The organism is Bacillus sp. JZ105, from assembly GCF_053903125.1.
In genome coordinates, this window is sequence record NZ_CP096387.1 from 1,706,433 (window position 1) to 1,731,197 (window position 24,765).

Sequence of the window (24,765 nt, forward strand, 5' to 3'; positions counted from 1 at the left end):
TTACGACTAAAATAAGTCGTGTTAAAATCTGATTGGGAGAAGTTTTTTAACAAAGGGGTTGTACGTCATGTGTGGAACGATGAAAGCAATTGTTAAAAAAGAAAGCGCTTACGGAGCGGTGCTGATGGAGATGCCGATTCCAGAAATCAAAGATCATGAAGTTTTAATCCAAGTGAAAGCCACTTCGATATGCGGAACAGACGTGCATATTTATAATTGGGATGACTGGGCTAAGGGAAGAGTCAAAGCGCCTTACATTTTTGGACATGAATTTACAGGGGAAGTTGTCAAAGTGGGGAAGCAAGTCTCACGAGCAAAGGTAGGGGACTTTGTATCAGCTGAGACGCATGTTGTATGTAATCAATGTTATATGTGCTTAACAGGGCAGCAGCATTTGTGCAGTGAAACGAAAATTTTAGGGGTAGACATTGATGGCTGTTTTGCTGAATATGTCAAAGTACCTGAACAAAATGTGTGGCACAATCCAGCTCAAATGCCGGTTGAGCTTGCCTCTATACAAGAGCCGCTAGGAAATGCTGTTCATACTGTACTGCACACACCTGTTTCAGGTAAGTCAGTGGCGATTTTTGGCTGCGGACCAATCGGTTTAATGGCAATTGCTGTTGCAAAAGCCTCCGGGGCTGTTCAAGTGTTCGCTGTTGATAAAAATGAATACAGGCTCGATCTTGCCCGGAAAATGGGTGCAGATCATATCGTGGATATTGGAAAAGATGATCCAGTGGCGATAATTAAGCAGCTCACGCGGATGGAAGGGGCAGATGTGATGTGTGAGATGTCAGGTCATCCAGCTGCCATTAATCAAGCACTCGAAGCTTGTGCAAATGGAGGGAAAGTCAATATACTAAGCTTGCCAGAACGGCCAGTGACAATTGATATTACGAATCAAATTGTGTTTAGGGGATTAACCGTGCAAGGGATCACGGGGAGAAAAATGTTTGAGACGTGGCGTCAAGTATCTGAGCTGTTAAGAACGAATACCATTGATGTAAAGCAAGTTATCACTCATACACTGCCATTTGAAGAGTTCGAAAAGGGATTTGAACTTATGCAAAGCGGTACGTGCGGGAAAGTCGTACTGATGATGCCATCATATCAAAGGGGGAAGAAATGATGAAAGAATTCACGTATTTACAAGATGAATTGGACACAATGAAGCAGCAAGGCACCCACCAAACTTTGAAAGAGATCGACTCAAAACAATCATCCACTGTGACATTAAATGAACAATCTGTCATACAACTCTCCTCAAATAACTACTTAGGCCTCACCTCACACCCAAGGCTGATGAAAGCAGCAAAAGAGGCAATCGATGAATTCGGTGCGGGTACAGGATCTGTACGTACCATCGCCGGCACAATGACGATGCATGAACGTCTTGAAAAAAAGCTTGCTGCATTTAAAAAGACAGAAGCAGCTCTTGTGTTCCAATCAGGCTTTACGACCAATCAAGGGGTCTTATCCAGTATCTTGACAAAAGATGATATTGTCATATCGGATGAACTGAATCATGCCTCAATTATTGATGGCATTCGATTAACAAAAGCAGATAAAAAGGTATACGGTCATTCCAATATGGAAGAGCTGGAGAAGATTTTGAAAAAATCAATGAATTACCGCGTCCGCCTCATCGTTACAGACGGTGTATTCTCGATGGATGGAGATATCGCACCACTTCCTGAGATCGTCAGGCTCGCCGAAGCATATGATGCATTTGTGATGGTAGACGATGCGCATGCCTCGGGCGTGCTTGGCGAGAATGGCCGCGGGACGGTCAACCATTTTAAACTCGACGGCAGAGTGCACATTCAGGTCGGGACACTTAGTAAGGCTGTCGGAGTCCTCGGCGGCTATGTGGCGGGGTCAGCGGTTTTAATTGATTATTTAAAACATAAAGCAAGACCGTTTTTATTCAGCACTTCACATCCGCCAGCTGTGACTAGAGCGTGTGAAGAAGCGATTGAAGTGCTGTTAGATGAACCGGAGCGAATCGATACACTTTGGGAGAACGCCGCTTATTTTAAAGAAAAGGTCATCAGCCTAGGATTTCAAGTCGCACCAACAGAGACACCGATTATCCCAATCATGATTGGAGACGAAGCACTTACTTTTCGATTCTCAAAGGCTTTAATAGAACGAGGCGTGTTTGCCCAAGGCATCACCTTCCCAACTGTAGCAAAAGGCAAGGCAAGAATTAGAGCCATCATCACAGCCGAGCACACAAAAGAAGAACTAGACCGGGCACTGACAATCATTGAAGAAGAAGCAAAAAAACTAAACATACTTGATTGAGAGAGCGCAGGCTCTCTTTTTTCTTTTTGTGAAAAATGGTTATGACTAATAGGCAATTTTCATAGAAGAACCGTATATGATTTATTTTCAATTCATCACAAAATAGTCTATACTGTAGGGTGGAACTTGGTTTGAAAGGAGTACAAATTCATGAATGAAGAGCAGAGAAAAGCGAGCGGACAAGTAAGTTCATCGGACAAAAAATCCGAGAAGGACTACAGTAAATATTTTGAAGCTGTGTATATTCCGCCTTCCTTAAAAGATGCAAAAAAACGGGGTAAAGAAGAAGTCGAATACAATCAATTTCAAATTGACGAGCAGTTTCAAGGGTTAGGAAACGGCCGCAAGTTTTATATTCGCACATATGGCTGTCAAATGAATGAGCATGACACAGAAGTGATGGCTGGTATTTTTATGGCGCTTGGCTATGAACCAACAAACTCAACGGAAGATGCAAATGTGATCTTATTAAACACTTGTGCTATTCGTGAAAATGCAGAAAATAAAGTGTTTGGAGAGCTTGGTCATTTAAAAGCATTAAAACGTGAAAAGCCAGATTTAATTTTAGGTGTCTGCGGGTGTATGTCACAAGAAGAATCTGTCGTGAGCCGTATTTTGAAGAAACACCCATTTGTTGACTTGATTTTTGGCACGCACAATATTCACCGCCTGCCAGAACTGTTATCTGAATGCTACCTTTCAAAAGAAATGGTCGTTGAGGTGTGGTCAAAAGAAGGCGATGTGATTGAGAATCTTCCGAGAGCCCGTCAAGGTAAAATCAAGGGCTGGGTGAACATTATGTACGGCTGTGATAAATTCTGTACATACTGTATCGTGCCTTACACGCGTGGCAAGGAAAGAAGCCGCCGCCCAGATGAAATTATTCAAGAGGTCAGACGTTTAGCAGCAGAAGGATATAAGGAAATTACCCTTCTTGGTCAAAACGTGAATGCATATGGAAAAGATTTTGATGATATGGAATATGGTCTTGGCCACCTGATGGATGAGCTGCGAAAAATTGATATTCCGCGTATCCGTTTTACAACAAGTCACCCGCGTGATTTTGATGATCACTTAATTGAAGTGCTTGCCAAGGGCGGAAATCTTCTTGATCATATTCATCTGCCAGTTCAATCCGGAAGTTCTTCTGTGCTGAAACTTATGGCGAGAAAATATGACCGTGAGCGTTACCTTGATCTTGTGCGCAAAATCAAAGAAGCTATGCCGAATGCTTCATTAACAACGGACATTATTGTTGGATTTCCAAATGAAACAGATGAGCAGTTTGAAGAAACACTTTCCCTCTATCGCGAGGTTGAGTTTGATGCTGCTTATACATTCATTTATTCTCCAAGAGAAGGAACGCCTGCAGCGAAAATGAAAGACAACGTGCCAATGCGTGTGAAAAAAGAACGTTTGCAGCGCCTAAATGCACTTGTGAATGAAATTTCTGCGAAAAAAATGAAGGAATATGAAGGGCAGATTGTCGAAGTATTAGTAGAGGGTGAAAGTAAAAACAACCCTGAGATCCTAGCCGGATATACAAGTAAAAGCAAGCTTGTGAATTTTAAAGCACCAAAAGAAGCGATTGGCAACATCGTCAAAGTGAAAATCACACAAGCCAAAACTTGGTCTCTTGACGGAGAAATGGTTGGAGAAGCTATCGAGGTGAATTAAAATGACACTTTATTCAAAGAAAGAAATTGTCGAGCGTGCAAGAGAGCTCGCTAAAATGATTTCTGAAACGGAAGAAGTTGATTTCTTCAAAAAAGCAGAAGCGCAAATCAATGAAAATACAAAAATTTCGACGATCATTAATCAAATTAAGGCGCTTCAAAAACAAGCTGTGAACTTAAAGCATTACGGCAAACATGAAGCCTTAAAGCAAGTCGAAGAAAAAATCGATGCCCTGCAAGAAGAACTGGATGACATCCCAGTGATTCAAGAATTCAAAGAATCACAAATGGAAGTCAATTCCCTGCTTCAACTTGTAGCGCACACAATTTCGAATCAAGTAACAGATGAAATCATTCTTTCAACCGGCGGTGACCTCTTATTAGGAGAAACCGGTTCAAAAGTAAAAAACTCATCACCAAGTTGCTCCATAAAATGAGAAAACCCCGCAGATGCGGGGTTTTTATTATATAGAATATATGTTATTTGTATTTTGCTACTGCATCAACAATAAAATGTTGATGCAGTAGCCCTTATATTTCGTAAAAAATAAATATTATATTGAAGTGTTATCAACTAAAAATGAATTGATTTTACAGATTAAAAGATTTGAACTGAAGCTCAATGTTTAATCCAAAAATGTTTATTATAATATTAAATTGTTTCATAATATCTCCTCCTTATATAAAGAAGGGCTACTATCTTTATTACATCAAATGACCCCATTTCAGTCAACCCCAATCTCTCACTCTCCAACTTTTCCAATTTTCAAGGCAAGTTTATGGGCGACCATGCATACACTGAAACAGAAATGAATTTAATTGAACATGAAGTTCAAAATCGTGACACACTAGACGAATGCCCAGCATAAGATAAAACGATCAAGAACAAGGAGGCATGCCGGAATGTCTGAATACAGAGAAATTATTACAAAAGCGGTGGTTGCAAAAGGGAGGAAATTCACCCAAAGCACACACACCATTTCTCCATCGCAAAAACCAACCAGCATCCTAGGTGGTTGGATCATTAATCATAAGTATGATGCTGAAAAGGTCGGTAAAACCGTTGAGATCGAAGGAACATTTGATATTAACGTATGGTACTCTTACGCCGACAACACGAAAACAGAAGTCGTCACAGAGCGTGTGAAGTATGTAGACATCATTAAACTGAGATATAAAGATAAAAATTTCCTTGATGATGAGCACGAAGTAATTGCGAAAGTGTTGCAGCAGCCCAATTGCTTAGAAGTGACCATTTCTCCAAATGGCAATAAAATTATCGTTCAGGCAGAGCGTGAATTCATTGCTGAGGTAGTCGGTGAAACAAAAATTGTCGTAGAGGTCAATTCAAGCTGGAAAGAAAAAGATGATCACGAGTGGGAAGAAGAAGTGGATGAGGAGTTAGAGGGTATTCATCCAGAATTCCTAGCAGGTGAGCCAGAAGAGTAAGGAATGACTAGGGCGCATATCCCCCTAGTTTTTTTGTGCCTGATCTAGGAGAAAAAAGGTGATTTTTTATGCTATAATTGAAGATGGTATGAATTCGAAAGTAATATAGTGAGGGATTAGAAATATGGCAAGTTATACGCCCATGATACAGCAATATTTAAAGATCAAGGCAGATTATCAAGATGCCTTTTTATTTTTTCGCCTAGGCGATTTTTATGAGATGTTTTTTGATGATGCAAAGGAAGCCGCGCAAGAACTAGAAATTACGTTAACAAGCAGAGACGGCGGCACAATTCCAATGTGCGGCGTTCCTTATCATTCTGCTTCTGCATACATAGAACAGTTGATTTCAAAAGGCTACAAGGTCGCCATTTGTGAGCAGGTGGAAGACCCTAAAACGGCAAAAGGTGTAGTCAAAAGGGAAGTCGTTCAACTGATTACACCGGGAACCGTCATGGATGGTAAAGGTTTAAGTGAAAACGAGAACAACTTTATTGCGTCTGTTACCAGCTTTCAAAATGGATACGGTCTTGCGCTGTCTGATTTATCAACAGGTGAAAACATGGCAGCTTTCATCGATCGATTAGATGAAGTCGTATCAGAAATTTATTCTGTCGGTGCAAAAGAAATTGTGGTGTCAAAGCAGCTGGATGAGGAAACAATCAAAACCCTTAAAGAACGCTGCCAAGCGACCATTTCATACGAAGATAGTGATGCATTATTAGAGGAAGCTGAACAGCTCATTTCCCATCTTGATGAAAAGTTAAAAACAGCATTTTTAACACTATATGCCTATTTAAGAAGAACGCAAAAAAGAAGCTTGGATCATCTTCAGAAAGTTCAAGTGTTTGAGCTTGAACAAACGATGAAAATCGATCTTTATTCAAAACGAAACCTTGAATTAACAGAAACGATTCGTTCAAAAAGCAAAAAAGGCTCTTTATTATGGCTGTTAGATGAAACAAAAACAGCGATGGGCGGCAGACTGCTCAAGCAATGGATCGACCGGCCGCTCATTCGCCTTTCGCAAATCAACGAGCGTCAGGAAATGGTGCAAATTCTGATGGATCATTTCTTTGAGCGAGAGGATCTGCGCGAACGATTAAAGCAAGTATATGATCTTGAGCGTTTAGCGGGCCGCGTGGCATTTGGCAATGTGAATGCCCGTGATCTCATTCAGCTCAAAGAATCTTTAAAACAAGTACCAGATATTAAACAACTCGTTCATTCATTACCAGAGGAAATGGCAAAATCAAGAGCGAATGAGATTGATCCTTGTGGTGACTTGCTTGATTTATTAGAAGATGCCCTTCATGAAAATCCGCCGATGACGATAAAAGAAGGCAATTTGATTAAAGATGGCTACAATGCAAAATTAGATGAATACCGTGATGCCAGCCGAAACGGAAAGGACTGGATTGCACGGCTTGAACAGCAGGAAAGAGAATATACTGGCATTCGCTCCTTAAAAGTCGGGTTTAATAAAGTGTTTGGTTATTATATCGAAGTGACACGCGCAAATACACATCTGCTGGAGGAAGGGCGTTACGAAAGAAAACAAACGCTTGCCAATGCAGAGCGGTATATCACACCTGAATTAAAAGAAAAAGAAGCACTGATTCTTGAAGCAGAATCAAATATTAACGAATTGGAATATGAACTATTTACAGCTCTCAGGGAGCAAGTAAAAAGCTATATTCCTAGATTACAGCTGCTTGCAAAACAAATGAGCGAGCTTGATGCGCTTCAATGCTTTGCGACTGTCAGTGAAAAGCGCCGTTATATCCGGCCGGAATTCTCAGAGGATGAAGTAGATGTCAAAGATGGCCGTCACCCTGTCGTTGAAAAAGTGCTGGATCACCAGGAATATGTACCGAATGACTGCCACATGGGAAAAGGCAGACAAACCTTACTCATCACTGGACCGAATATGTCAGGGAAAAGTACGTATATGAGACAAATGGCACTCATCTCGATTCTTGCGCAGATTGGCTGCTTCGTTCCTGCGTCAAAGGCGACGCTTCCAATCTTCGATCAAATCTTTACACGTATTGGTGCAGCAGATGATTTGATTTCTGGTCAAAGTACTTTTATGGTAGAGATGCTCGAAGCAAAAAATGCGATGGTGCACGCAACGAAAAACAGCTTGATTTTATTTGATGAAATTGGACGCGGGACAAGCACCTATGATGGAATGGCTCTTGCGCAGGCGATCATTGAATTTGTTCATAATCATATTGGAGCCAAAACCCTATTCTCCACACATTACCATGAGCTCACTGTCCTTGAATCCCAATTAAGCGAGCTGAAAAATGTTCATGTGCGAGCTGAAGAGCATGAAGGCATGGTCGTTTTCTTACATCAAATCAAAGAAGGTGCAGCTGATAAAAGCTATGGTATTCATGTAGCGCAGCTTGCTGAATTGCCAGATGCCATCATTAATAGAGCCCAGACTATTTTAACGGAGCTTGAGAGCGGATCACATGACGTGACTCCAACCGTATCTGCAGCACCAAAAGCAGAAAAGACTGTAGAAAAACAGCAGCTTTCTTTCTTTGAAGTAGAAGAAAAACCGCAGCCGAAAGCTGCGCTAAAACAGAAGGATCAAGCGGTCATCGACGAATTAAAGTCTTACAACCTAATGGATATGACGCCGCTTGAAGCGATGACAAAGCTGTATGAATTGCAAAAGAAATTATAATGTAAGGTGAGGTGAGCAGAAATGGCAAAGATTATTCAGTTATCCGATGACCTATCCAATAAAATTGCTGCAGGTGAAGTGGTCGAGCGCCCGGCTTCTGTTGTAAAGGAGCTTGTGGAAAATGCGATCGATGCAAAAAGTACAGTGATTGAAATCGATGTAGAAGAAGCAGGTCTTTCTTCTATCAGGATTATTGATAATGGTGTTGGAATCGATGCTGAAGATTGTAAGCTCGCCTTCCAGCGTCATGCAACGAGTAAAATCAAAGACGAAAATGATCTGTTTCGTGTCAGAACGCTCGGATTCAGGGGAGAGGCGCTGCCAAGTATTGCATCCGTCTCTCATCTAGAAATGAAAACAAGTACTGGCGAAGGAGCTGGAACGCACTTAGCTTTGCAAGGCGGGAAGATCATTTCGGAGAAAAAAACCTCTGGCCGCCGCGGCACCGAGATTGTGGTCACCAATTTATTTTACAATACGCCAGCCCGCCTAAAATACATGAAAACCGTTCATACGGAACTTGGCAATATATCGGATGTTGTCAATCGAATTGCGCTAGCTCATCCCGAAGTATCGATCCGTTTGCGTCATCAAGGGAAAGTCCTGCTACAGACGAATGGAAACGGAGATGTGCGTCATGTACTTGCGGCCATTTACGGGACAGCTGTGGCTAAAAAAATGCTGCCGCTTCACGTACAATCACTTGATTTTGAAGTGAAAGGATATATTTCGTTACCTGAAGTAACGAGGGCATCACGGAATTATATGTCTTCTGTTGTAAACGGGCGATATGTTAAACATTTTCCGCTCGTGAAAGCAATCCATGAAGGGTATCACACGCTGCTTCCGATTGGCCGTCATCCAATTACATTTATTGAGATGAAGATGGATCCCATTCTAGTGGATGTGAACGTTCATCCTTCGAAGCTAGAAGTGAGGCTAAGTAAAGAACAGGAACTTCATGATCTGATTAAACAAGGAATTAAGGAAGTATTTCAAAGACAGCAGCTCATTCCAAGTGCTTCAGTACCAAAAAAAGCACCAATGCCAGCTGTGAAAAATGAGCAGCAATCCTTAACCTTTGATGCGAAACAAAAGTACTCAAGCCCAGCGGAAACACCGCTAACCTATCAGCCGGAGCCGCACGAGTCGGTCATATACGAGACAAGTCATACCGATGCATACGGAATGCCTGAACAAGAGAAGACAGAAGCATCATCACCAGTATTTTATGAAGAAACCTCATCTGAACGTGTTCATTTAGAGGAATCCGCCGCTTCACTTGAAGAGACGGTACTGCACGAAGAAGTGACAGAAACGATTCCTGAAAACGAACGCGTCCCTGTGATGTATCCAATTGGGCAAATGCACGGCACATATATTTTGGCTCAAAATGAACGAGGGCTTTATATCATCGACCAGCATGCGGCTCAAGAGCGAATCAAGTATGAGTATTTTCGTGAGAAGGTGGGGGAGATCGAACAGGAAGTGCAAGAAATGCTCGTCCCCTTAACATTTCACTACTCTAAAAACGATATGCTGATCATTGAAGAGCATAAGGATATTCTAGTGAAAGTGGGGGTCTTCTTAGAGCCCTTTGGTTCAGGTAGCTACATCGTTCGGTCGCATCCGCAGTGGTTTCCAAAAGGTGAAGAGGCTGAGTTGATCGAAGAGATTATAGAGCAAGTGCTTGATGAAAAACGTGTTGATATCAAGAAACTGAGAGAAGAAGCGGCGATTATGATGAGCTGTAAAGGCTCAATCAAAGCAAATCGTCATTTGCGTCATGATGAAATCAAAGCCTTATTAGATGAACTACGGCAAACGAAGGACCCATTCACTTGTCCGCACGGCCGGCCGATCATCATTCATCACTCGACTTATGAAATGGAAAAGATGTTTAAACGGGTGATGTGATATAAAAAAGCGCTCTAATCAGAGCGCTTTTTTATTTAGCATCCGCAAGGATTTGGCGGTGTGACCACAACTGGCCGTGTATTAATATCAATCGTATCTTCTGCATAAAATGTAGAACCGATGCTGATGGCTCGATTTTCTGCGCGGAACGTATATGTACCTGCAGCAGGGAGTACTTTATGTGAAAGCTTTAATGTATATTTGGACATTCCAAGTAAATCCAATCTAAGCGGAATACGAACGGTTTGTCCATTGTTCAAAATGTAGCGGTCTTTTAATGCTTTACCGTTCATAATGTCTTTAGTTGTTGCTTGGAAACCCTTTGGCAGAGTGAACTCAACCGCACCAAGACTTAGAACAGAATTTGGGCTGTACGTCAGCTCAATGTCAGAAAAAGACCATTCCTGCTTACTTGCTCCTGTAATTTTTGCGTAAAGTGCAGCTGGTTTTGCATTGGTTGTTGCTTTGCCTTCCTCTGTTTTGACTCCTTCAGCAGATGCAGAAAGCGGTACTGACAGTGCCATAACCAATGTGAGCATCCCCATCATAAGAATCGTCCATGTTTTTTTCATTTTTTCCTTCCCCCTTGTTGAATATAGGTAAATAATAGATGATTACACCCATTATTTACCTATAATGTTACCATATTACCATATGGTATTAAATGGGATATTATACCCTTATTTTGTCATTCTTTAGTAATAGCGGGGAAATAGCGCATTTGGTTGATTCATTCCATAATAATGGCCTGGCATTTGCTGGTTTGTTGGCATCATCATATGCATATCTTGATAACCGTATGGATGATGTGGCATCATCCCATATCCACCATAATGGCCTAGATGATGGTGGTCTTTCATTGGAACATGCTTTGAAAAGGTATCATGCTGATTTGGAAACGGTGAATAAACTGAATGATGATGTGGATGGTGCGCGTTATGCACATCTTTTTTGCCGCTATGATAATGGTTTGGCATATTCATATGACCATGCATGTTTGGCGCGACCATATGCTCATGATTGGCTGTATACACATTTTCAAATGTGTGATAGGGATTTTCTTGGTGATAATGATTCATTTGGCTGTTCATATCGTTCATGTATATCTCATCCTTTATGTCAGGTTGCCATATCTTATGAGACAGATCTGCTTCATGAGCCTATCCATCTGAAAGAAAAAAACCGGCTTTTCAGCCGGGAAAAGGAAAAGCAGGTAAAGCGTCAAGCGTTAAATTGTGTAGCTGTGTCTTCTTCTGCGACGCTTTTTACAACTGCTGCAGACACTTTTAGGAAAATAACAGGGATCGTAGCTTCGAGAGGTATCCCAAAAATCGCTCTCAAACCATTTATCTTTTTTATGACAAAACTTTTTTTCTTTACATGGATCCTCATGGCAATGATCGTCATGCTTTTTATGGCAGTGTGAGTGGGAATGTTTGCACTTGCATTTGCACATTGTCATCCCTCCTAAATGTGACTCAATGCTAGTATATGCAAGAAAGATCGATGAGGACTGGATGCTCTCGCTTCTTTTATAAAAAAAGGCTTTTTCTGAAAAAACTCAAATAAAAAGAATTGACTAGTGCTAAATTAACATGATAAAATATAAATTTTTATCCTCTGATGAAATGTGTTATAATGTTATTGTGAATACTTTCGGAGGTGGCGGATTTGTTTCAAATAGGTGATAAAATTGTTTATCCAATGCATGGAGCCGGTGTGATTGAAGGAATGGAGGAAAAAGAGATTTTAGGTAAGACGCAGGAATATTTCCTGATTCAAATGCCGAATATGCAGATGATGGTTCCAAAAGGCAGAATCAATCAACTAGGTATACGTCCGGTAGCAGATCAAGCAACGCTGAAAGTTGTGATGAACAATTTTGCAGAAGAAACAAACGACGACACGCTTACTTGGAAGCAAAGATATGATGAAAATCTGAAAAAGCTAAAAACAGGTGCGATCGAAGATGGTGCAGACGTTGTCAAAGATCTAATGAGACGAAATCAGAAGAAAGCCTTAAATTCAAGTGAAAAGAAGATGCTTGAAGATGCAAGAGGCATGTTAGTGAGTGAGATTTCACTTGCACAGGGACTCACGCAAGATGAAGTGATGACAGCTTTAGAGAATGAATTAAGAATGTAATGATGATATACAGAGACTAGCTGTAAGCAGAAGGGGACTACTTCTTTTGTTTACAGCTTTTTTGTTTTTAAAAAAGAGTAATATTGCCATTTTTGTAGGTGGTTTTAACTAAAATTGAAATGAGGTCATATGATTTAGTTTTTACGTTCACAACAAAAATTTAAAGACCTCTGAAATACCTACATCATATGAAAAACAGGTAAGTTCTCCTGATTCATTCAAATGAGCCGGACAACCTTTGAATTTTTTAAGTCATTGATAGTAAAATATTGCGGTAAGATGACACCTAAGAGAAAAAAGGAGCGGTGAAATGAAAAGGTTACTAATATGTGGATTCATCTTTCTTATTCTGTGTACTCTTTTAATGGTGAAATGCAGCCATTCTGTTCAAGAAAAAAAAGAGCAAAAGCAGCATCATAACGAGGTAGAAAAGTATCAAAAAGAGCGAAAAAAAGGTGATCAATATGAAAGCTTTAAACAGCTCATACGACATGAAAGAGAAGGGTATGAGATAGAATTTCATGAAAAGGGCGGAAGTGATTTACTCGTATTTTCTCCTCATGGAGGTGACATTGAACCAGGAACAAGTGAAATTGTAGAAGCCTTTCAAGAAAGGTACTCTACGTATTTGTTCGAAGGTACAAAGCAAGACAATAACCGGGACCTGCATATCACGAGTACCAATTTTGATGAACCCATTTTGGTTCAAATGATTAAAACGTATCCTTTTTCAATTTCCATCCACGGCTATAAAAGTGATAAAAGACACACGCTCGTTGGCGGCACAAATGAAAAAATGCAAAAAGCAGTTGTACGAGAACTAAAGGATCGGGGATTTTCCGCAGAAATGGTACAAAAAGGCGAACGGCTTTCTGGTACAGACCCTAAAAATATAAATAATCGAAATGCGAGTGGTGAAAGCGTTCAGCTTGAAATTAGTACAGCGCAAAGAGAAGCTTTTTTTGACAATTTTGATACGAGAAAAGGAAAGAAAAAAGCATTCAGACGTTATATTAATGCGTTAAAAGAAGTACTAAGAGAATTCGATCCGTCTTCGTAAAAAAGTTTTGATGGGTAAAAGTACTCTATTTAAACTTGGTAAAAAAGATAGGAATATGCGATTTGAACATAAAATATGTAATAACTTACAATTTGCCTTAAAAACATAAATTATGTAAAATAATAGTTATCAGTTTGATATGATAGAATGGGGCTGAAGTGGATGGCACATAAAATACCATCTTCCGAAGTAGGTGTAAAGATCAATCAATGGTACACGCATATTTGCAAATTTGAAGTTGAACAGGCAAACGACATGAAGCGCCTTGTTGAAGAAGAAATTCATGATATGGAAGAGGATCAAGATTTACTCCTATACTATTCTCTAATGGATTTTCGCCATCAAATGATGCTTCAGCACTTAGCGCCAGTCCATGCAGGGAGTGAAACGCTTCAAGCAGTGTCTCTTCCTAAAGAAATTGACGATGCAGAAGATGAAATGACAGGCTTACTCGGCTATTATTTTCATTTTTTTCATGGAATGTATGCGTTTATCCAGCGCCGGTATATCGAGGCCATTTCATATTACAAGCATGCGGAACATCAACTGATTTTAGTGACAGATGAAATTGAAAAAGCTGAATTTTACTATAAAATTGCAGAAGTATACTATCATATGAAACAAACCTATTTCTCCATGCACTACGCTAAAAAGGCAAGAGACATCTACAAGAAACATCAGCTTTATGGTAAAAGAAGCATTCAATGTGATTTTGTCATGGCAGGTAATTGGATTGATGTGAATCAGTATCAAAAAGCGCTTCCTTATTTAGAAAAAGCGTTAAAAGTCTGTGAAGCGATGGAACAAAAAGAATGCACCTCTTACTTTAAAGCAATGGCTCTTAATAACTTAGGCACTTGTCATTATAGTATGGGAATGTACCATACAGCGACTGTCTTTTTTGAACAAGCCATTTCACTTTATCAGAAAGATCAAGCATCCACGATGATCAAATCGTTGTTTTCACTGGCTCTTACATGTTTTAAACTTGGAGATATTCAGCGGGCTGGCGAGGCCATATCTACAGGAATGAAAGAGGCTTGTGTATTGGAAGATGAAATTTATCAGTTGAAATTCCAATTTTTGCAGGCGCTCTATATAGAGAAAGACGGCTGTGAGCAATTGAGGTCGGCCCTTTTTGGTCTGAGAAATAAAAAAATGTTTGCTGATTTAGAGGAATTAGCACTTGATGCGGCTAATTATTATAAGGAACGCGACATGTACAAGGAATCTTCCACTTTTTTTGAGATTGTGATCGAAGCGCGTACGCACATTCAAAAAGGAGATGAGATGTATGAGAACGAAGCATAACATGTCAGCTGCTCAAGTAGATGAAAGACTTCACACTTAAAAATGAGACAAACAACACCCTTTACGCAAAACGTAAAGGGCTTTTTTCTTTATTCTTTGATTGCTTTTTCTGCGTCAATTGCACCTGCTCCATAAATCATCGGGTCATCCCCAGACCACTTGCTTGTATTTTCTTTTAAAAGGGTTTTGACTTCATCCGGCGTTAAATCTGGTGAATGCTCTAACAGTAGAGCGCAAATACCAGCACAAATCGGTGTTGCCATCGATGTGCCAGATAACGTTGTATAATCATGATCGACTCTGCTTGATTTATCAAGTTTATCCAGAAAGGATCTTGGTGATCTGAGAGAAACGATGTTTACTCCTGGTGCGAGGATATCAGGCTTTGCCTCCCCGTAAACAGTTGGTCCTCTGCTTGAAAATGGTGCCACGACATCGTCACTTGATTCTGGTGTATTCCTGTCATCGTAGGCTCCGACGGTAATGACTTTTTGACTAACAGCAGGGCTTGCAATCGTCTGGCTGTTAGGGCCAGAGTTTCCGGCAGCGACGCATACCACGATCCCTTGATCCCAAGCCGCATTGACAGCACGCACCATTGGATCGTCCTGTTCGTCATCATAACGCTGCGCAGCCCCGCCCAGCGACATACTGATAATATGAATTGGATCATCAGGGTGGTCTTCGTTGAACTGTATGCACCATTCAACACCTTCTATAATAGTAGAAAGTGATCCAGCCCCTTGTTTATTTAACACTTTCACACCAATCAGATTTGCTTTTGGAGCAGGTCCTTTGTATAAGCCGTCTGAGGCGGCTCCATCTCCCGCGACATCTCCCGCGCAGTGAGTACCGTGGCCATTATCATCATAAGGCTTTGTTTTTTGTTTGACTAAATCCACAAAATCTCGAATTCTTCCATCTAAATCTTCATGTGGATAAATTCCCGTGTCAATGACAGCGACCGTAATACCTTCTCCTGTTAAAGTTGTCCCGTTTCGGATGACTTCTTCAGCATGGCTTGCTTGTGTGGCTACATCCAGCAGCGCATGAACTTTCCGGTCTAAATAAATTTTACGAATATGCTCACCATTTGCTAATAGCTCTTCTAAAGCAGCAGGCGTTAAATCAGCAGCGCAGCAGTCGATATGTGAAAAATGCCGTTTTATATTTGTTTTTCTGCTTTTTTTCATGACCTGTTTTGTGCTTTGAATCCCTGCCTCAGCTGCACCTTCCTTAAATTCAATGATCACACGAAGCTTCTTTTTCTTCTTCAGCCTGCCTTCGAAAAAACGATGAAGAAAGCATGGCGTCCATTTAAAGGGTTTATAAAGGTGAAGAACGGTCTCTCTTAAAGGCTGATCTAGTTTACTAGCATGTGTTCTCACCATTTGCACCATAGAAAATCCAAACATGTGATGCCCTCCATTCCAGCTATCCATTCTCGTACACTCTTACGTTATGAGAATGAGAACTGCTTGGTTCGGATTCTTGTCCCTTCTTTTCTTTATATTGGCGGCTTGCTTATGTCTTTCAAAGAAAGAAAAGCGCTTACATTTTGTAAAATAATAGAAAAAGGTGGAAATCACGTAGAATCTGCCGATGATAGGTGGGAGAGTTCTTCTGAGAGAACCAGTGAAACAAAGGATTTTGCAGAAAAAGGAGGGCTGTGGACAGGGTCAATGCTCATATAAATGTGATGCGTGACAGATGGAAAAAATCAAATCCTTATCAAAAAAAGCCGAATTAAAGAAAACAGACTGGATAGGACTAGGTCATATTAAACATAACGTCATTTGTTTGTCATACTATTCTAACTCTGTTTTCAAAGAGGAGAGGCGTTTCTGTGTATATAAATGCAATTATCTTATTTTTGAGGAATCTCATGATCTAGAGTGTTATGATCAAACGTGAAGAGAAAATGTGGAAAAAATGATAAGAAATGATGATTCAATATAAATCATAGAAACGGCTTAGAAATCTGTTAAAGGAGAACGGGAATGAAGAAGTTTTTTGCTTTGCTTCTCCTGCTTGCGATCGGATGGGGCGTTTATTATACCATGCAAGCACAGGAACATGATGAGCCAGTGTCATCAGGTGGGGAAGACGAAAGCGGTTCAAATGATATTTATCGAAATTTTAAAGAACTTGAAGAAAACGAATCAACAAGCAGCTATAACATTACAGCCAACCCAGTGCCCGGCAGCCGCCTTCTTGTGATGTCACCTCATGGCGGGAGGATCGAAGGCGGCGTGAGCGAGATCGTCCATTTTTTTGACAACGATTTTTCGACGTATTTATTTGAAGGTCTAAGAGAGAATGCATCAGAACTTCATATTACAAGTACAAACTTTGATGAGCCAATCGGCGTCGCGCAGGCAAAAGCACATGATTACATCTTAGCGGTGCATGGATACAAAGGCGAGGAAGGAATTGACCATACTCTCGTCGGCGGAACAGATTACGACCGTGCAGAGAAAATTGTCAACTCATTAGAGCGGAACGGGTTTTCTGCTGAACTAGCTGTCGCACACGCAACCCTGAGCGGGACAAGCAATCATAATATTAATAATCTTACAAAAACAGGGCAAAGTGTGCAGCTTGAGATTAGTAGAAGTCAGCGTGAAGCTTTATTTGACAGTTTCGATTTTCGGAGGCGGTCGAGTACAAAAAACGAGACGTTCTATCGTTATGTCAGGGCAATTCGGACAGTGCTGGATGAAGAATATACATAAGGGCTGTGCACATGTTAAGACAAGCAGGGGAATTCTTGTTACACTATGAATAGTGATAACAAAAGGAGAGACGGATATGGCGCGTCATCATTTTCATCTTCAGGCAAGCTGGCCCGGTCTGCGTAACGATGTGGGTACAATCGCATGTGAACAGTTAAAAACAAAGATTTCGATTCCAAAGGAAATGGACGGTCCAGGTATTGGAACCAATCCAGATGAGATGCTCTTAGGTGCAGCGGCTACGTGTTATATCATTACGCTTGCAGCCATGATGGAGCGGAGTCAATTAGAGAAAGAGGATTTATCGATGAGCTCTGAAGCTGTCGTAGATGTGACAAATGGTGTGTTTACTTATGAGGAAATCATTCATCGGCCTGTCATCATCCTCAAAGAATCCGCTTCCGCACATGATATTGAGCTGGCCCGAAAGCTGGCGCATAAAGCCGAAAGCTCTTGTATGATTTCAAGAGCTGTTCAGGGGAATGTGAACATCTCCTTAGAAGAAACCATTCAAGTCGGCCGTTAAAAACAAAAAAGTCATTTTCTCTAGAAATATGGAGAAAATGACCTTTTTTTATGACGTTCATTCGGTTTGATCGAGTTGTGCTTTGGTTTCGTTCTTTTGCTTCTTGGATTGATTTAAGACAATTACGCCGCAGATGACAAGTGCAAGGCCGATGTAGCCTTTTGTGCTGATCGTTTCGTTAAACAGCACAAGTCCTACAAGAGCAGTGAGAGCTGTTCCAACGCCAGACCAGGTTGCATAGGCAGACGAGAGCTCGATGGTTTTAAGTGCCAAGCTCAGGAAAGTAAAGGCGCATCCAAATCCGATCAGTACCCCGATACTCGGCAGTAGCTGCGAAAAGCCTTGAGAAAGCTTCAGCATTGTACTGCCAAAAACCTCTGTCAAAATGGCTCCTGTTAAGTAGAGTATTCCTTTCATCATCTCCCACATCCTTTATGACATATTTAATAGTACGACCCCTGAGACAAGCATCGCCATGCCACTGACTGCTTTTTGGTTCAAGGTTTCTTTGAAAAAGAGCACGCCAAAAATAGCTGTGAGGACCGTACCAGCCCCAGACCATGTTGCGTAAGTTATGCTGAGCGGAATGATGTTCAGCGTCAATGCCAGCATATAAAAAGCAAGTGTATAGCCAGCCACAACGACAGCACTAGGCTTCCAGCGCGTAAAACCATGAGATAATTTTAACATCGCGGCGCCAATGGCTTCTGAGAAAATGGCCAAAGCCAAAAAAAGATAACCGAGGATCATGATCATCCCTCCTTCTAATAGGTGTAAAATCCGCTGAAGTAAAAGAGTTTTTTCCTCTCTTTTCAGCGGTTCGAGCTGAAACATTTCTAAAAACCATATTACATCCATGCAAGGCGGATCAGCTGACTCAGTGCAGGATCGCTTATTTCCTCAGCTGCTTTTTCTTTGACCTCCGCATAAAAAGCACGCCAGGATGCAGCAGCGCATCATCAAATGACATGGTAGCCAGAGCATACTTGTACATAGCTGGGGCGTATGCTGCATATTTAGATCATGTCATGTGGCCAATAGATATGCGCGTACATAAGGCGCTTTTTCGTGTTTGTATGTTTCTTGATACGTCACGAGCTGCTGACGAAAGCAAAGAATTGCGTGCTCATTCATTTGTTGGATGAGCTCTTCCTTGCTTGAAAAATGATAAAGCAGACCGGCTTTGGTCATATTTGCATGCTCTGCCATCTGCTGAATTCTTCTTTTAAAATCGTGCTGGCAGCTGTATCAAAAATTTGCTCTTTTTTGGTTTTAAGTATAAAAAAAACACCTACTTTACTGAAGAGTCGGTAAAGTAAATGTTAACCCATGAAAAAAGAGTGTGTCAATCGATTCATTTTATGAACGGATATTTTCACTTAAACGTCATATTTAATACCAAGGGTATGGTCCATATGGCACAAATGGCGGGGGATAAGGATATCCAAATCCTGGTGCAAGCAAAGATCCAGCAAGCAGGCCGCCAGCAAAGCCGCCTAAAAATGGAGGTCCAAAGAATCCAGGTCTTCCAAATCCAAAGCCTGGTCGGCCAAATCCAAAACCAGGTCGGCCAAATCCAAAACCAGGTCTCCCAAATCCAAAAGGTCTTCTCATGTCTTCTTGAATAAACGGAGGTGCGTCAAAATAATTCATAATAAAAGGCTCCTTTCTCATAAAATCACTGTAACTGACATCAGTGTATTCCAGTCGCCTACATGTGTTTGGATGAACGCCTAATATAAGGAGGAATGTTAGAAATGGGCCTGTATCCATCTGATTGGGCAAAGTGTCCGCCGCATGCTCATGCATATAAAGCTCGTACAGATGTAACGGAGGGGCATTATCATTTAATAGAAGGTATTTCTCAGCCTGTGAATGGAAGCAGCACTGACCGGCATACTCATTTTTATCGGGGAATCACTTCCTTTGAAAGAGGACACTTCCACAGGTACTACGGTATCACAGGGCCTGCAATTCCGAGAGTGGATGGAACGCATTATCACGAGATTGAGGAAGTCACCTATTCTGCCTATCTCGATTCTGTTCCTATCCCATATGGAGGTGTCGTCTATAGTCCAGATGAGAATCGGCCAACCCATAAGCATCGTTTAAAAGGAAAAACATATGAAGTGGTTGGTAATGAACCGCTTGGCTGGTAATGGGCAGGATATAGGAGAGTAAGAAAAGTTATGCTATACTGTAGGCAGTTTTGTAAAAGTGAGTGATGTTATGAATAAAGCGAAGCAGCCAGTAATCGTGTTAGTAGGGCCGACGGCTGTCGGCAAAACCAAATTGAGCATTGATATAGCCAAAGCATTTAATGGAGAGATTATCAGCGGGGATTCTATGCAGATTTATAAAGGGATGGATATCGGAACAGCTAAAATCACCCCCGAAGAAATGAATGGCATTCCGCACCATTTAATTGATATTAAACAGCCGGACGAATCTTTTTCGACAGCTGAATTTCAGCAGCTGGTTCGTTCGAAGATCAAAGAGATTGCCGCTAGAGGGAAAACGCCAATGATTGTCGGCGGAACAGGCCTCTATATCCAATCTGTTTTATATGATTACACATTTACGGATGAGAAAAGTGATCCTGCTTTTAGAGAAGAAATGACGCTCTTTGAACAGCAGCACGGCGCGCTTTTGCTGCACGAAAAGCTAAAGGCAGTAGATCCTGATGCGGCAAACGCTATTCATCCGAATAACGTCCGCCGCGTGATCCGGGCGCTGGAAGTGATTCATACAACAGGTCAGAAAATGTCGGAGATGCAAAACGGGCATCAAGAAGTTCCTCTTTATGATACAGCCTTCATTGGACTGAAAATGGATCGAGAGCTTTTGTACGAGCGCATTCATCAAAGAATTGATATGATGATAGATGAAGGCTTAATTGAAGAAGTGAGAGCACTTTATCAATCTGGCTTGAAGGATTGTCAGTCTGTTCAAGCCATTGGTTATAAAGAGCTGTATGCCTATTTTCAAGGTGACTGCTCACTTGATGAAGCCATCCAGCAATTAAAGCAAAATTCCCGTAGATATGCGAAACGTCAGTTCACGTGGTTCCGTAATAAGATGGCGGTCACTTGGTTTGATATGACACCGCCTTGCCACTTTTCAGACAAAAAAGAGGAAATTTTCGCATATATAGCAGGAAAGCTTGGACTTAAAGCGAAACTGTAGTTATCAGAATCAAGGAGGACGAAACATGAAACCGATTAATATTCAGGAGCAGTTTTTGAATCAGATCCGCAAAGACAATACATTTGTCACAGTATTCTTGCTGAATGGCTTTCAGCTTCGCGGTCAAGTGAAAGGGTTTGACAATTTCACGGTGCTGCTTGAAACAGAAGGGAAGCAGCAACTTATTTATAAACACGCCATTTCTACATTTGCGCCTCAAAAGAATGTAAATCTAGAATTAGAATAGGATAGGTTGTATTAAATAGCCCCATGCCTCTGCGAATAAACCGGCCGGAACCCGCTACGTTTTTTGTCAGTGCAGAGGGGCTATTTTGTATGCAATGAAACTTTTCTGCCAATTTTCCGTATCATTCCTTATTGGATATTAGAAGGGTGAGGGGATTCATATGGAAAATGCAGAGCTTGAATTAAGAAGGATTAGAGTGATCCTCCTTTTGATTGGAATTGTTGTCTTGTTTGGATCGTGCGCTATCTCAAACATTGAAACGAGACAAGAAAGTTGGAATAACCATTCTCATGAAAATGCAGATGGAGTTTTACCATCATCTGCTGCACTAAAAAATAATCATTTTGCTGTTGTGAAAGATGATCAAGTACATGTGTACCGGTTTGATGAAAAAGAAGGAGAGCTGACTCTCGTTACAACGAAATACATAGATGAATGGGATGATGAAGAATATGATGATGACCTCGATGAAGAAGAGTAAGCACGTAAATTTACAAATGAATGTGAAGCCGCTACACTATAATCATGCATCAGACATCTAGACAGAAAAGGATGAGTTCATGACACATAAAATTAAAATTAATCATTGGGAACAAACTTGTGAAGACGATTCCTGTTTCGAATATGGAACAAGTGTTTCTGTAAATGGGAAAGAATTAGTGAGAGAAGCTTCAATCGTCTCTGCGCTTGAAGCGGTGCTAAAAGAATTAGGTGTTGAAGTGGAAATTACAGAAGTGTCAGAAGATTTACAGTGCAATGCCTACAAAAAATAAAACAAAAAGTCTAGTCTACTAAGCGATTTTTTTTCGTGTTATGATAGATTTCGGTTTCAGTTGAATAGGGAGTAGAGCAGTCTATTTTTAGATCCTGTTCTGCTCTATTTATTTGAACGTACGAGTTCGGCTATGAAGGTTCGGCCGGGTTGGTTGATTTTTTTCGTTTTGAACATCTATATGTTGTGTTTTGAAAAAACATAGTATACTATATATAGTGAATAGCGAAATGATCAACAATACTAAAAACTAGGTCGTGATGGAATTGATTCAAATCGTATTTGATTCAAAAACAGGAAATGTTCAACGCTTTTTGGACAAGACCCCTTTTACAGACAAACGAAAATTGACTGGAGAAGAGTTTTTGGATACGCCGTTTATTCTCGTCACCTTTACGACAGGATTTGGACAAGTCCCTAGTACCACTCAGTCATTTTTAGAGAAAAATGCTCACCTTTTACTAGGTGTTGCGGTGAGTGGCAACAAAGTGTGGGGAGATAATTTTGCAAAAAGCGCCGATACGATTTCTAAACAATATCAAGTTCCTATTTTGCACACCTTTGAACTAAGCGGAACAAAAAGGGATGTTGAATTGTTTACACAGGAGGTAGAAAGAATTGTCACAAAATCAGGTTCCAAAGTGGATACAATTAAATAACGAAATTATGATTCAAAAAGAAGGAAAGTTTCAGTTCGATAAGGACAAAGAAGCTGTACATAGTTATTTCGTAGATTACATTAATCAAAACACGGTCTTTTTTCACAATCTAGAAGAGAAGATTGATTACTTAATAGAAAACGACTACTATGAGGAAGAATTTTTAAGACAATACAGCATGGCAGATATTAAAGAAGTCTTTGAAGCTGCATATGCCAAAAAATTTAGATTCCCATCATTTATGAGTGCGTTTAAGTTTTACAATGACTATGCACTGAAAACAAATGATAAAAAGAAAATCCTTGAACGCTATGAAGACCGTATTTCAGTTGTAGCACTTTTCTTTGCGGGCGGGGATAAAGAAAAAGCTCTTGAGTTTGTAGAACTGATGATCAATCAAGAGTACCAGCCAAGTACACCAACCTTCTTGAACGCTGGACGTAAAAGACGCGGTGAGCTTGTGAGCTGCTTCTTGCTTGAAGTGAATGACTCACTAAACGATATTTCAAGAGCGATTGATATTTCCATGCAGCTGTCAAAACTAGGCGGCGGCGTCAGTTTGAACCTGTCAAAACTTCGTGCAAAAGGCGAAGCAATCAAAGATGTCGAAAACGCGACAAAAGGTGTTGTCGGCGTGATGAAGCTTCTTGATAATGCATTCAGATATGCAGATCAAATGGGGCAAAGACAAGGATCAGGCAGTGCCTACCTGAATATTTTCCACAGAGATATCAATGATTTCTTAGATACGAAAAAAATCTCTGCTGATGAAGATGTGCGTGTGAAAACTCTGTCCATTGGAGTCGTCATCCCGGATAAATTTATCGAGCTTGCTAGAGAAGATAAAACAGCTTACACTTTCTATCCGCATACAGTCTATAAAGAATATGGACAGCATCTTGATGAGATGGACATGGAAGAAATGTATGACGAGCTTGTAGAAAACCCGAAAGTCAAAAAGAAAAAGTCAATCCGAGAAAGCTTCTTGAAAAATTGGCTGTTCTACGCTCAGAATCAGGCTATCCATATATCATGTTCCAAGATAATGTAAACAGAGAGCATGCTTTGAACCATATTTCACGAGTGAAATTCTCAAACCTTTGCTCAGAAGTGCTCCAGGCTTCAGAAGTTTCTTCTTACACGGACTATGATCAAGAAGATGAAATCGGTCTTGATATTTCTTGTAACCTTGGTTCATTAAATATCATGAATGTCATGAAAAACAAATCGATCGAAAAAACGGTTAAGCTTGCAACAGACTCACTAACGCTTGTGTCTGAAACAACAGACATTCGCAATGCACCGGCTGTTCGAAAAGCGAACAAGGCGATGAAGTCAATCGGACTTGGCGCGATGAATCTTCACGGGTATTTAGCTCAAAACCAAATTGCCTATGAAAGTGAAGAAGCAAGAGATTTCGCAAATACGTTCTTTATGATGGTGAACTATTATTCAATTAAACGCTCAAGTGAGCTTGCAAAAGAAAAAGGAGAAACATTCCATCGTTATGAAGGCTCTGGCTATGCAACTGGTGAGTACTTCAATAAATACGTGGAAAATGATTTCACACCAAAAACAGAAAAAGCAGCTGCACTATTTGAAGGCATGCACATTCCAACTAAAGAAGACTGGGCCGCACTCAAAGAATTTGTAGCGGAACATGGCATGTATCACAGCTATCGTTTATGTATTGCACCAACAGGTTCCATTTCTTATGTTCAATCGGCAACAGCCTCTGTGATGCCAATTATGGAACGTATCGAAGAAAGAACATACGGCAACAGCAAAACCTATTACCCAATGCCAGGTCTTTCAGCACAAAACTGGTTCTTCTATAAAGAAGCGTACGATATGGACATGTTTAAAGTGGTCGATATGATCGCCACAATTCAGCAGCACGTCGATCAAGGAATCAGCTTTACACTATTCTTAAAAGATACGATGACAACGCGTGATTTAAACCGCATCGATCTTTATGCACACCATAAAGGCATTAAGACACTTTATTATGCAAGAACGAAGGATACAGGGCAGGAAGGCTGTCTTTCTTGTGTTGTTTGATTAAAGGAGA

25 protein-coding genes and 1 pseudogene are annotated in these 24,765 nt (G+C 40.7%); 19 read left to right on the forward strand and 7 right to left on the reverse strand.

The window, feature by feature from the left end:
- Window positions 1–67 precede the first annotated feature (67 nt).
- From tdh to mutL, 7 genes are all read left to right on the forward strand, one after another.
- Entirely contained in the window at window positions 68–1,132 is a 1,065-nt protein-coding gene (tdh, locus tag M1D81_RS08625; RefSeq protein WP_456265054.1) for an L-threonine 3-dehydrogenase, read from the forward strand.
- The gene (locus M1D81_RS08630) at window positions 1,129–2,310 is read left to right on the forward strand and encodes a glycine C-acetyltransferase (RefSeq protein ID WP_456265053.1); all 1,182 of its coding nucleotides are present in this window, start codon (window positions 1,129–1,131) and stop codon (window positions 2,308–2,310) included. Before tdh ends, M1D81_RS08630 begins: the two co-directional genes overlap by 4 nt.
- Before the next feature lie 150 nt (window positions 2,311–2,460).
- Window positions 2,461–3,987 (forward strand): tRNA (N6-isopentenyl adenosine(37)-C2)-methylthiotransferase MiaB, encoded by a 1,527-nt coding sequence (gene miaB / locus M1D81_RS08635; RefSeq protein WP_456265052.1) that lies wholly within the window; start codon window positions 2,461–2,463, stop codon window positions 3,985–3,987.
- A 1-nt stretch (window position 3,988) separates the two neighbouring features.
- Window positions 3,989–4,423, forward strand: coding sequence for a RicAFT regulatory complex protein RicA family protein (locus M1D81_RS08640; protein WP_008358013.1), 435 nt, complete (start codon window positions 3,989–3,991; stop codon window positions 4,421–4,423).
- 466 nt (window positions 4,424–4,889) lie between these two features.
- Window positions 4,890–5,435, forward strand: a complete 546-nt coding sequence (gene cotE / locus M1D81_RS08645; RefSeq protein ID WP_456265051.1) for an outer spore coat protein CotE — start codon at window positions 4,890–4,892, stop codon at window positions 5,433–5,435.
- A 124-nt stretch (window positions 5,436–5,559) separates the two neighbouring features.
- A complete protein-coding gene (gene mutS / locus M1D81_RS08650) occupies window positions 5,560–8,136 on the forward strand; it encodes a DNA mismatch repair protein MutS (RefSeq protein WP_456265050.1) in 2,577 nt (858 codons plus the stop codon).
- Window positions 8,137–8,157: 21 nt separating this feature from the next.
- Entirely contained in the window at window positions 8,158–10,053 is a 1,896-nt protein-coding gene (gene mutL, locus M1D81_RS08655; protein ID WP_456265049.1) for a DNA mismatch repair endonuclease MutL, read from the forward strand.
- A 35-nt stretch (window positions 10,054–10,088) separates the two neighbouring features.
- On the opposite strand, the gene bslA is transcribed toward mutL, so the two are convergent.
- Together bslA and M1D81_RS08665 are read right to left on the reverse strand one after the other, a co-directional pair.
- Complete coding sequence (gene bslA, locus M1D81_RS08660) at window positions 10,089–10,625, reverse strand: biofilm surface layer hydrophobin BslA (RefSeq protein ID WP_456265048.1); 537 nt, start codon at window positions 10,623–10,625, stop codon at window positions 10,089–10,091.
- A gap of 123 nt (window positions 10,626–10,748) precedes the next feature.
- Window positions 10,749–11,153, reverse strand: a complete 405-nt coding sequence (locus M1D81_RS08665) for a hypothetical protein (RefSeq protein WP_456265047.1) — start codon at window positions 11,151–11,153, stop codon at window positions 10,749–10,751.
- A 571-nt stretch (window positions 11,154–11,724) separates the two neighbouring features.
- On the opposite strand from M1D81_RS08665, the gene M1D81_RS08670 reads away from it, so the two are divergent.
- The 3 genes from M1D81_RS08670 (at window position 11,725) to M1D81_RS08680 (ending at window position 14,569) form a co-directional block, all read left to right on the forward strand.
- Entirely contained in the window at window positions 11,725–12,198 is a 474-nt protein-coding gene (locus M1D81_RS08670; RefSeq protein ID WP_024424099.1) for a CarD family transcriptional regulator, read from the forward strand.
- A 310-nt stretch (window positions 12,199–12,508) separates the two neighbouring features.
- Window positions 12,509–13,258 carry a poly-gamma-glutamate hydrolase family protein gene (locus M1D81_RS08675; RefSeq protein ID WP_456265046.1) on the forward strand — a complete coding sequence of 250 codons (750 nt, stop codon included), beginning with the start codon at window positions 12,509–12,511 and terminating at the stop codon, window positions 13,256–13,258.
- A gap of 162 nt (window positions 13,259–13,420) precedes the next feature.
- Complete coding sequence (locus M1D81_RS08680) at window positions 13,421–14,569, forward strand: response regulator aspartate phosphatase (protein ID WP_456265045.1); 1,149 nt, start codon at window positions 13,421–13,423, stop codon at window positions 14,567–14,569.
- A gap of 89 nt (window positions 14,570–14,658) precedes the next feature.
- Here the strand turns inward: M1D81_RS08680 and M1D81_RS08685 are convergent, their stop codons facing one another.
- Window positions 14,659–15,984, reverse strand: a complete 1,326-nt coding sequence (locus tag M1D81_RS08685; protein ID WP_456265044.1) for a S8 family peptidase — start codon at window positions 15,982–15,984, stop codon at window positions 14,659–14,661.
- 585 nt (window positions 15,985–16,569) lie between these two features.
- On the opposite strand from M1D81_RS08685, the gene M1D81_RS08690 reads away from it, so the two are divergent.
- Window positions 16,570–17,304 carry a poly-gamma-glutamate hydrolase family protein gene (locus M1D81_RS08690; RefSeq protein WP_024427035.1) on the forward strand — a complete coding sequence of 245 codons (735 nt, stop codon included), beginning with the start codon at window positions 16,570–16,572 and terminating at the stop codon, window positions 17,302–17,304.
- Between the two features lie 76 nt (window positions 17,305–17,380).
- Window positions 17,381–17,830, forward strand: a complete 450-nt coding sequence (locus M1D81_RS08695) for an OsmC family protein (protein WP_262089433.1) — start codon at window positions 17,381–17,383, stop codon at window positions 17,828–17,830.
- Window positions 17,831–17,887: 57 nt separating this feature from the next.
- Here the strand turns inward: M1D81_RS08695 and erbB are convergent, their stop codons facing one another.
- From erbB to M1D81_RS08715, 4 genes are all read right to left on the reverse strand, one after another.
- A complete protein-coding gene (gene erbB / locus M1D81_RS08700) occupies window positions 17,888–18,247 on the reverse strand; it encodes an SMR family multidrug efflux transporter EbrB (RefSeq protein ID WP_456267137.1) in 360 nt (119 codons plus the stop codon).
- A 15-nt stretch (window positions 18,248–18,262) separates the two neighbouring features.
- Window positions 18,263–18,580: an SMR family multidrug efflux transporter EbrA gene (gene erbA / locus M1D81_RS08705; protein ID WP_456265043.1), complete on the reverse strand. Its 318-nt coding sequence runs from the start codon at window positions 18,578–18,580 to the stop codon at window positions 18,263–18,265.
- A gap of 276 nt (window positions 18,581–18,856) precedes the next feature.
- Entirely contained in the window at window positions 18,857–19,039 is a 183-nt protein-coding gene (locus M1D81_RS08710) for a TetR family transcriptional regulator (protein ID WP_456265042.1), read from the reverse strand.
- 183 nt (window positions 19,040–19,222) lie between these two features.
- Window positions 19,223–19,483, reverse strand: coding sequence for a spore coat protein (locus M1D81_RS08715; RefSeq protein ID WP_456265041.1), 261 nt, complete (start codon window positions 19,481–19,483; stop codon window positions 19,223–19,225).
- Window positions 19,484–19,587: 104 nt separating this feature from the next.
- Here M1D81_RS08715 and M1D81_RS08720 point away from each other — a divergent pair, with 104 nt between their 5' ends.
- From M1D81_RS08720 to nrdE, 7 genes and pseudogenes are all read left to right on the forward strand, one after another.
- Window positions 19,588–19,989, forward strand: a complete 402-nt coding sequence (locus M1D81_RS08720) for a YmaF family protein (RefSeq protein ID WP_041084774.1) — start codon at window positions 19,588–19,590, stop codon at window positions 19,987–19,989.
- A 70-nt stretch (window positions 19,990–20,059) separates the two neighbouring features.
- Window positions 20,060–21,016 (forward strand): tRNA (adenosine(37)-N6)-dimethylallyltransferase MiaA, encoded by a 957-nt coding sequence (miaA, locus tag M1D81_RS08725; RefSeq protein ID WP_252050450.1) that lies wholly within the window; start codon window positions 20,060–20,062, stop codon window positions 21,014–21,016.
- Between the two features lie 25 nt (window positions 21,017–21,041).
- Entirely contained in the window at window positions 21,042–21,263 is a 222-nt protein-coding gene (gene hfq, locus M1D81_RS08730; RefSeq protein ID WP_024424088.1) for an RNA chaperone Hfq, read from the forward strand.
- A 160-nt stretch (window positions 21,264–21,423) separates the two neighbouring features.
- A complete protein-coding gene (locus M1D81_RS08735; protein WP_024424087.1) occupies window positions 21,424–21,744 on the forward strand; it encodes a YmzC family protein in 321 nt (106 codons plus the stop codon).
- A 79-nt stretch (window positions 21,745–21,823) separates the two neighbouring features.
- Window positions 21,824–22,036 carry a hypothetical protein gene (locus M1D81_RS08740; protein WP_456265040.1) on the forward strand — a complete coding sequence of 71 codons (213 nt, stop codon included), beginning with the start codon at window positions 21,824–21,826 and terminating at the stop codon, window positions 22,034–22,036.
- A gap of 265 nt (window positions 22,037–22,301) precedes the next feature.
- Window positions 22,302–22,694, forward strand: a complete 393-nt coding sequence (nrdI, locus tag M1D81_RS08745; protein WP_008360380.1) for a class Ib ribonucleoside-diphosphate reductase assembly flavoprotein NrdI — start codon at window positions 22,302–22,304, stop codon at window positions 22,692–22,694.
- Between the two features lie 7 nt (window positions 22,695–22,701).
- Window positions 22,702–24,755: pseudogene (gene nrdE / locus M1D81_RS08750) on the forward strand (class 1b ribonucleoside-diphosphate reductase subunit alpha).
- Window positions 24,756–24,765: the final 10 nt, after the last annotated feature.

Excerpts from the sequence above, each read along its gene's own strand:
- tdh (WP_456265054.1), top strand. The coding sequence starts at position 68 with ATGTGTGGAACGATGAAAGCAATTGTTAAAAAAGAAAGCGCTTACGGA.
- M1D81_RS08630 (WP_456265053.1), top strand. The coding sequence starts at position 1,129 with ATGATGAAAGAATTCACGTATTTACAAGATGAATTGGACACAATGAAG.
- miaB (WP_456265052.1), top strand. The coding sequence starts at position 2,461 with ATGAATGAAGAGCAGAGAAAAGCGAGCGGACAAGTAAGTTCATCGGAC.
- M1D81_RS08640 (WP_008358013.1), top strand. The coding sequence starts at position 3,989 with ATGACACTTTATTCAAAGAAAGAAATTGTCGAGCGTGCAAGAGAGCTC.
- cotE (WP_456265051.1), top strand. The coding sequence starts at position 4,890 with ATGTCTGAATACAGAGAAATTATTACAAAAGCGGTGGTTGCAAAAGGG.
- mutS (WP_456265050.1), top strand. The coding sequence starts at position 5,560 with ATGGCAAGTTATACGCCCATGATACAGCAATATTTAAAGATCAAGGCA.
- mutL (WP_456265049.1), top strand. The coding sequence starts at position 8,158 with ATGGCAAAGATTATTCAGTTATCCGATGACCTATCCAATAAAATTGCT.
- bslA (WP_456265048.1), bottom strand. The coding sequence starts at position 10,625 with ATGAAAAAAACATGGACGATTCTTATGATGGGGATGCTCACATTGGTT.
- M1D81_RS08665 (WP_456265047.1), bottom strand. The coding sequence starts at position 11,153 with ATGAACGATATGAACAGCCAAATGAATCATTATCACCAAGAAAATCCC.
- M1D81_RS08675 (WP_456265046.1), top strand. The coding sequence starts at position 12,509 with ATGAAAAGGTTACTAATATGTGGATTCATCTTTCTTATTCTGTGTACT.
- M1D81_RS08680 (WP_456265045.1), top strand. The coding sequence starts at position 13,421 with ATGGCACATAAAATACCATCTTCCGAAGTAGGTGTAAAGATCAATCAA.
- M1D81_RS08685 (WP_456265044.1), bottom strand. The coding sequence starts at position 15,984 with ATGTTTGGATTTTCTATGGTGCAAATGGTGAGAACACATGCTAGTAAA.
- M1D81_RS08690 (WP_024427035.1), top strand. The coding sequence starts at position 16,570 with ATGAAGAAGTTTTTTGCTTTGCTTCTCCTGCTTGCGATCGGATGGGGC.
- M1D81_RS08695 (WP_262089433.1), top strand. The coding sequence starts at position 17,381 with ATGGCGCGTCATCATTTTCATCTTCAGGCAAGCTGGCCCGGTCTGCGT.
- erbB (WP_456267137.1), bottom strand. The coding sequence starts at position 18,247 with ATGAAAGGAATACTCTACTTAACAGGAGCCATTTTGACAGAGGTTTTT.
- erbA (WP_456265043.1), bottom strand. The coding sequence starts at position 18,580 with ATGATCCTCGGTTATCTTTTTTTGGCTTTGGCCATTTTCTCAGAAGCC.
- M1D81_RS08710 (WP_456265042.1), bottom strand. The coding sequence starts at position 19,039 with ATGGCAGAGCATGCAAATATGACCAAAGCCGGTCTGCTTTATCATTTT.
- M1D81_RS08715 (WP_456265041.1), bottom strand. The coding sequence starts at position 19,483 with ATGAATTATTTTGACGCACCTCCGTTTATTCAAGAAGACATGAGAAGA.
- M1D81_RS08720 (WP_041084774.1), top strand. The coding sequence starts at position 19,588 with ATGGGCCTGTATCCATCTGATTGGGCAAAGTGTCCGCCGCATGCTCAT.
- miaA (WP_252050450.1), top strand. The coding sequence starts at position 20,060 with ATGAATAAAGCGAAGCAGCCAGTAATCGTGTTAGTAGGGCCGACGGCT.
- hfq (WP_024424088.1), top strand. The coding sequence starts at position 21,042 with ATGAAACCGATTAATATTCAGGAGCAGTTTTTGAATCAGATCCGCAAA.
- M1D81_RS08735 (WP_024424087.1), top strand. The coding sequence starts at position 21,424 with ATGGAAAATGCAGAGCTTGAATTAAGAAGGATTAGAGTGATCCTCCTT.
- M1D81_RS08740 (WP_456265040.1), top strand. The coding sequence starts at position 21,824 with ATGACACATAAAATTAAAATTAATCATTGGGAACAAACTTGTGAAGAC.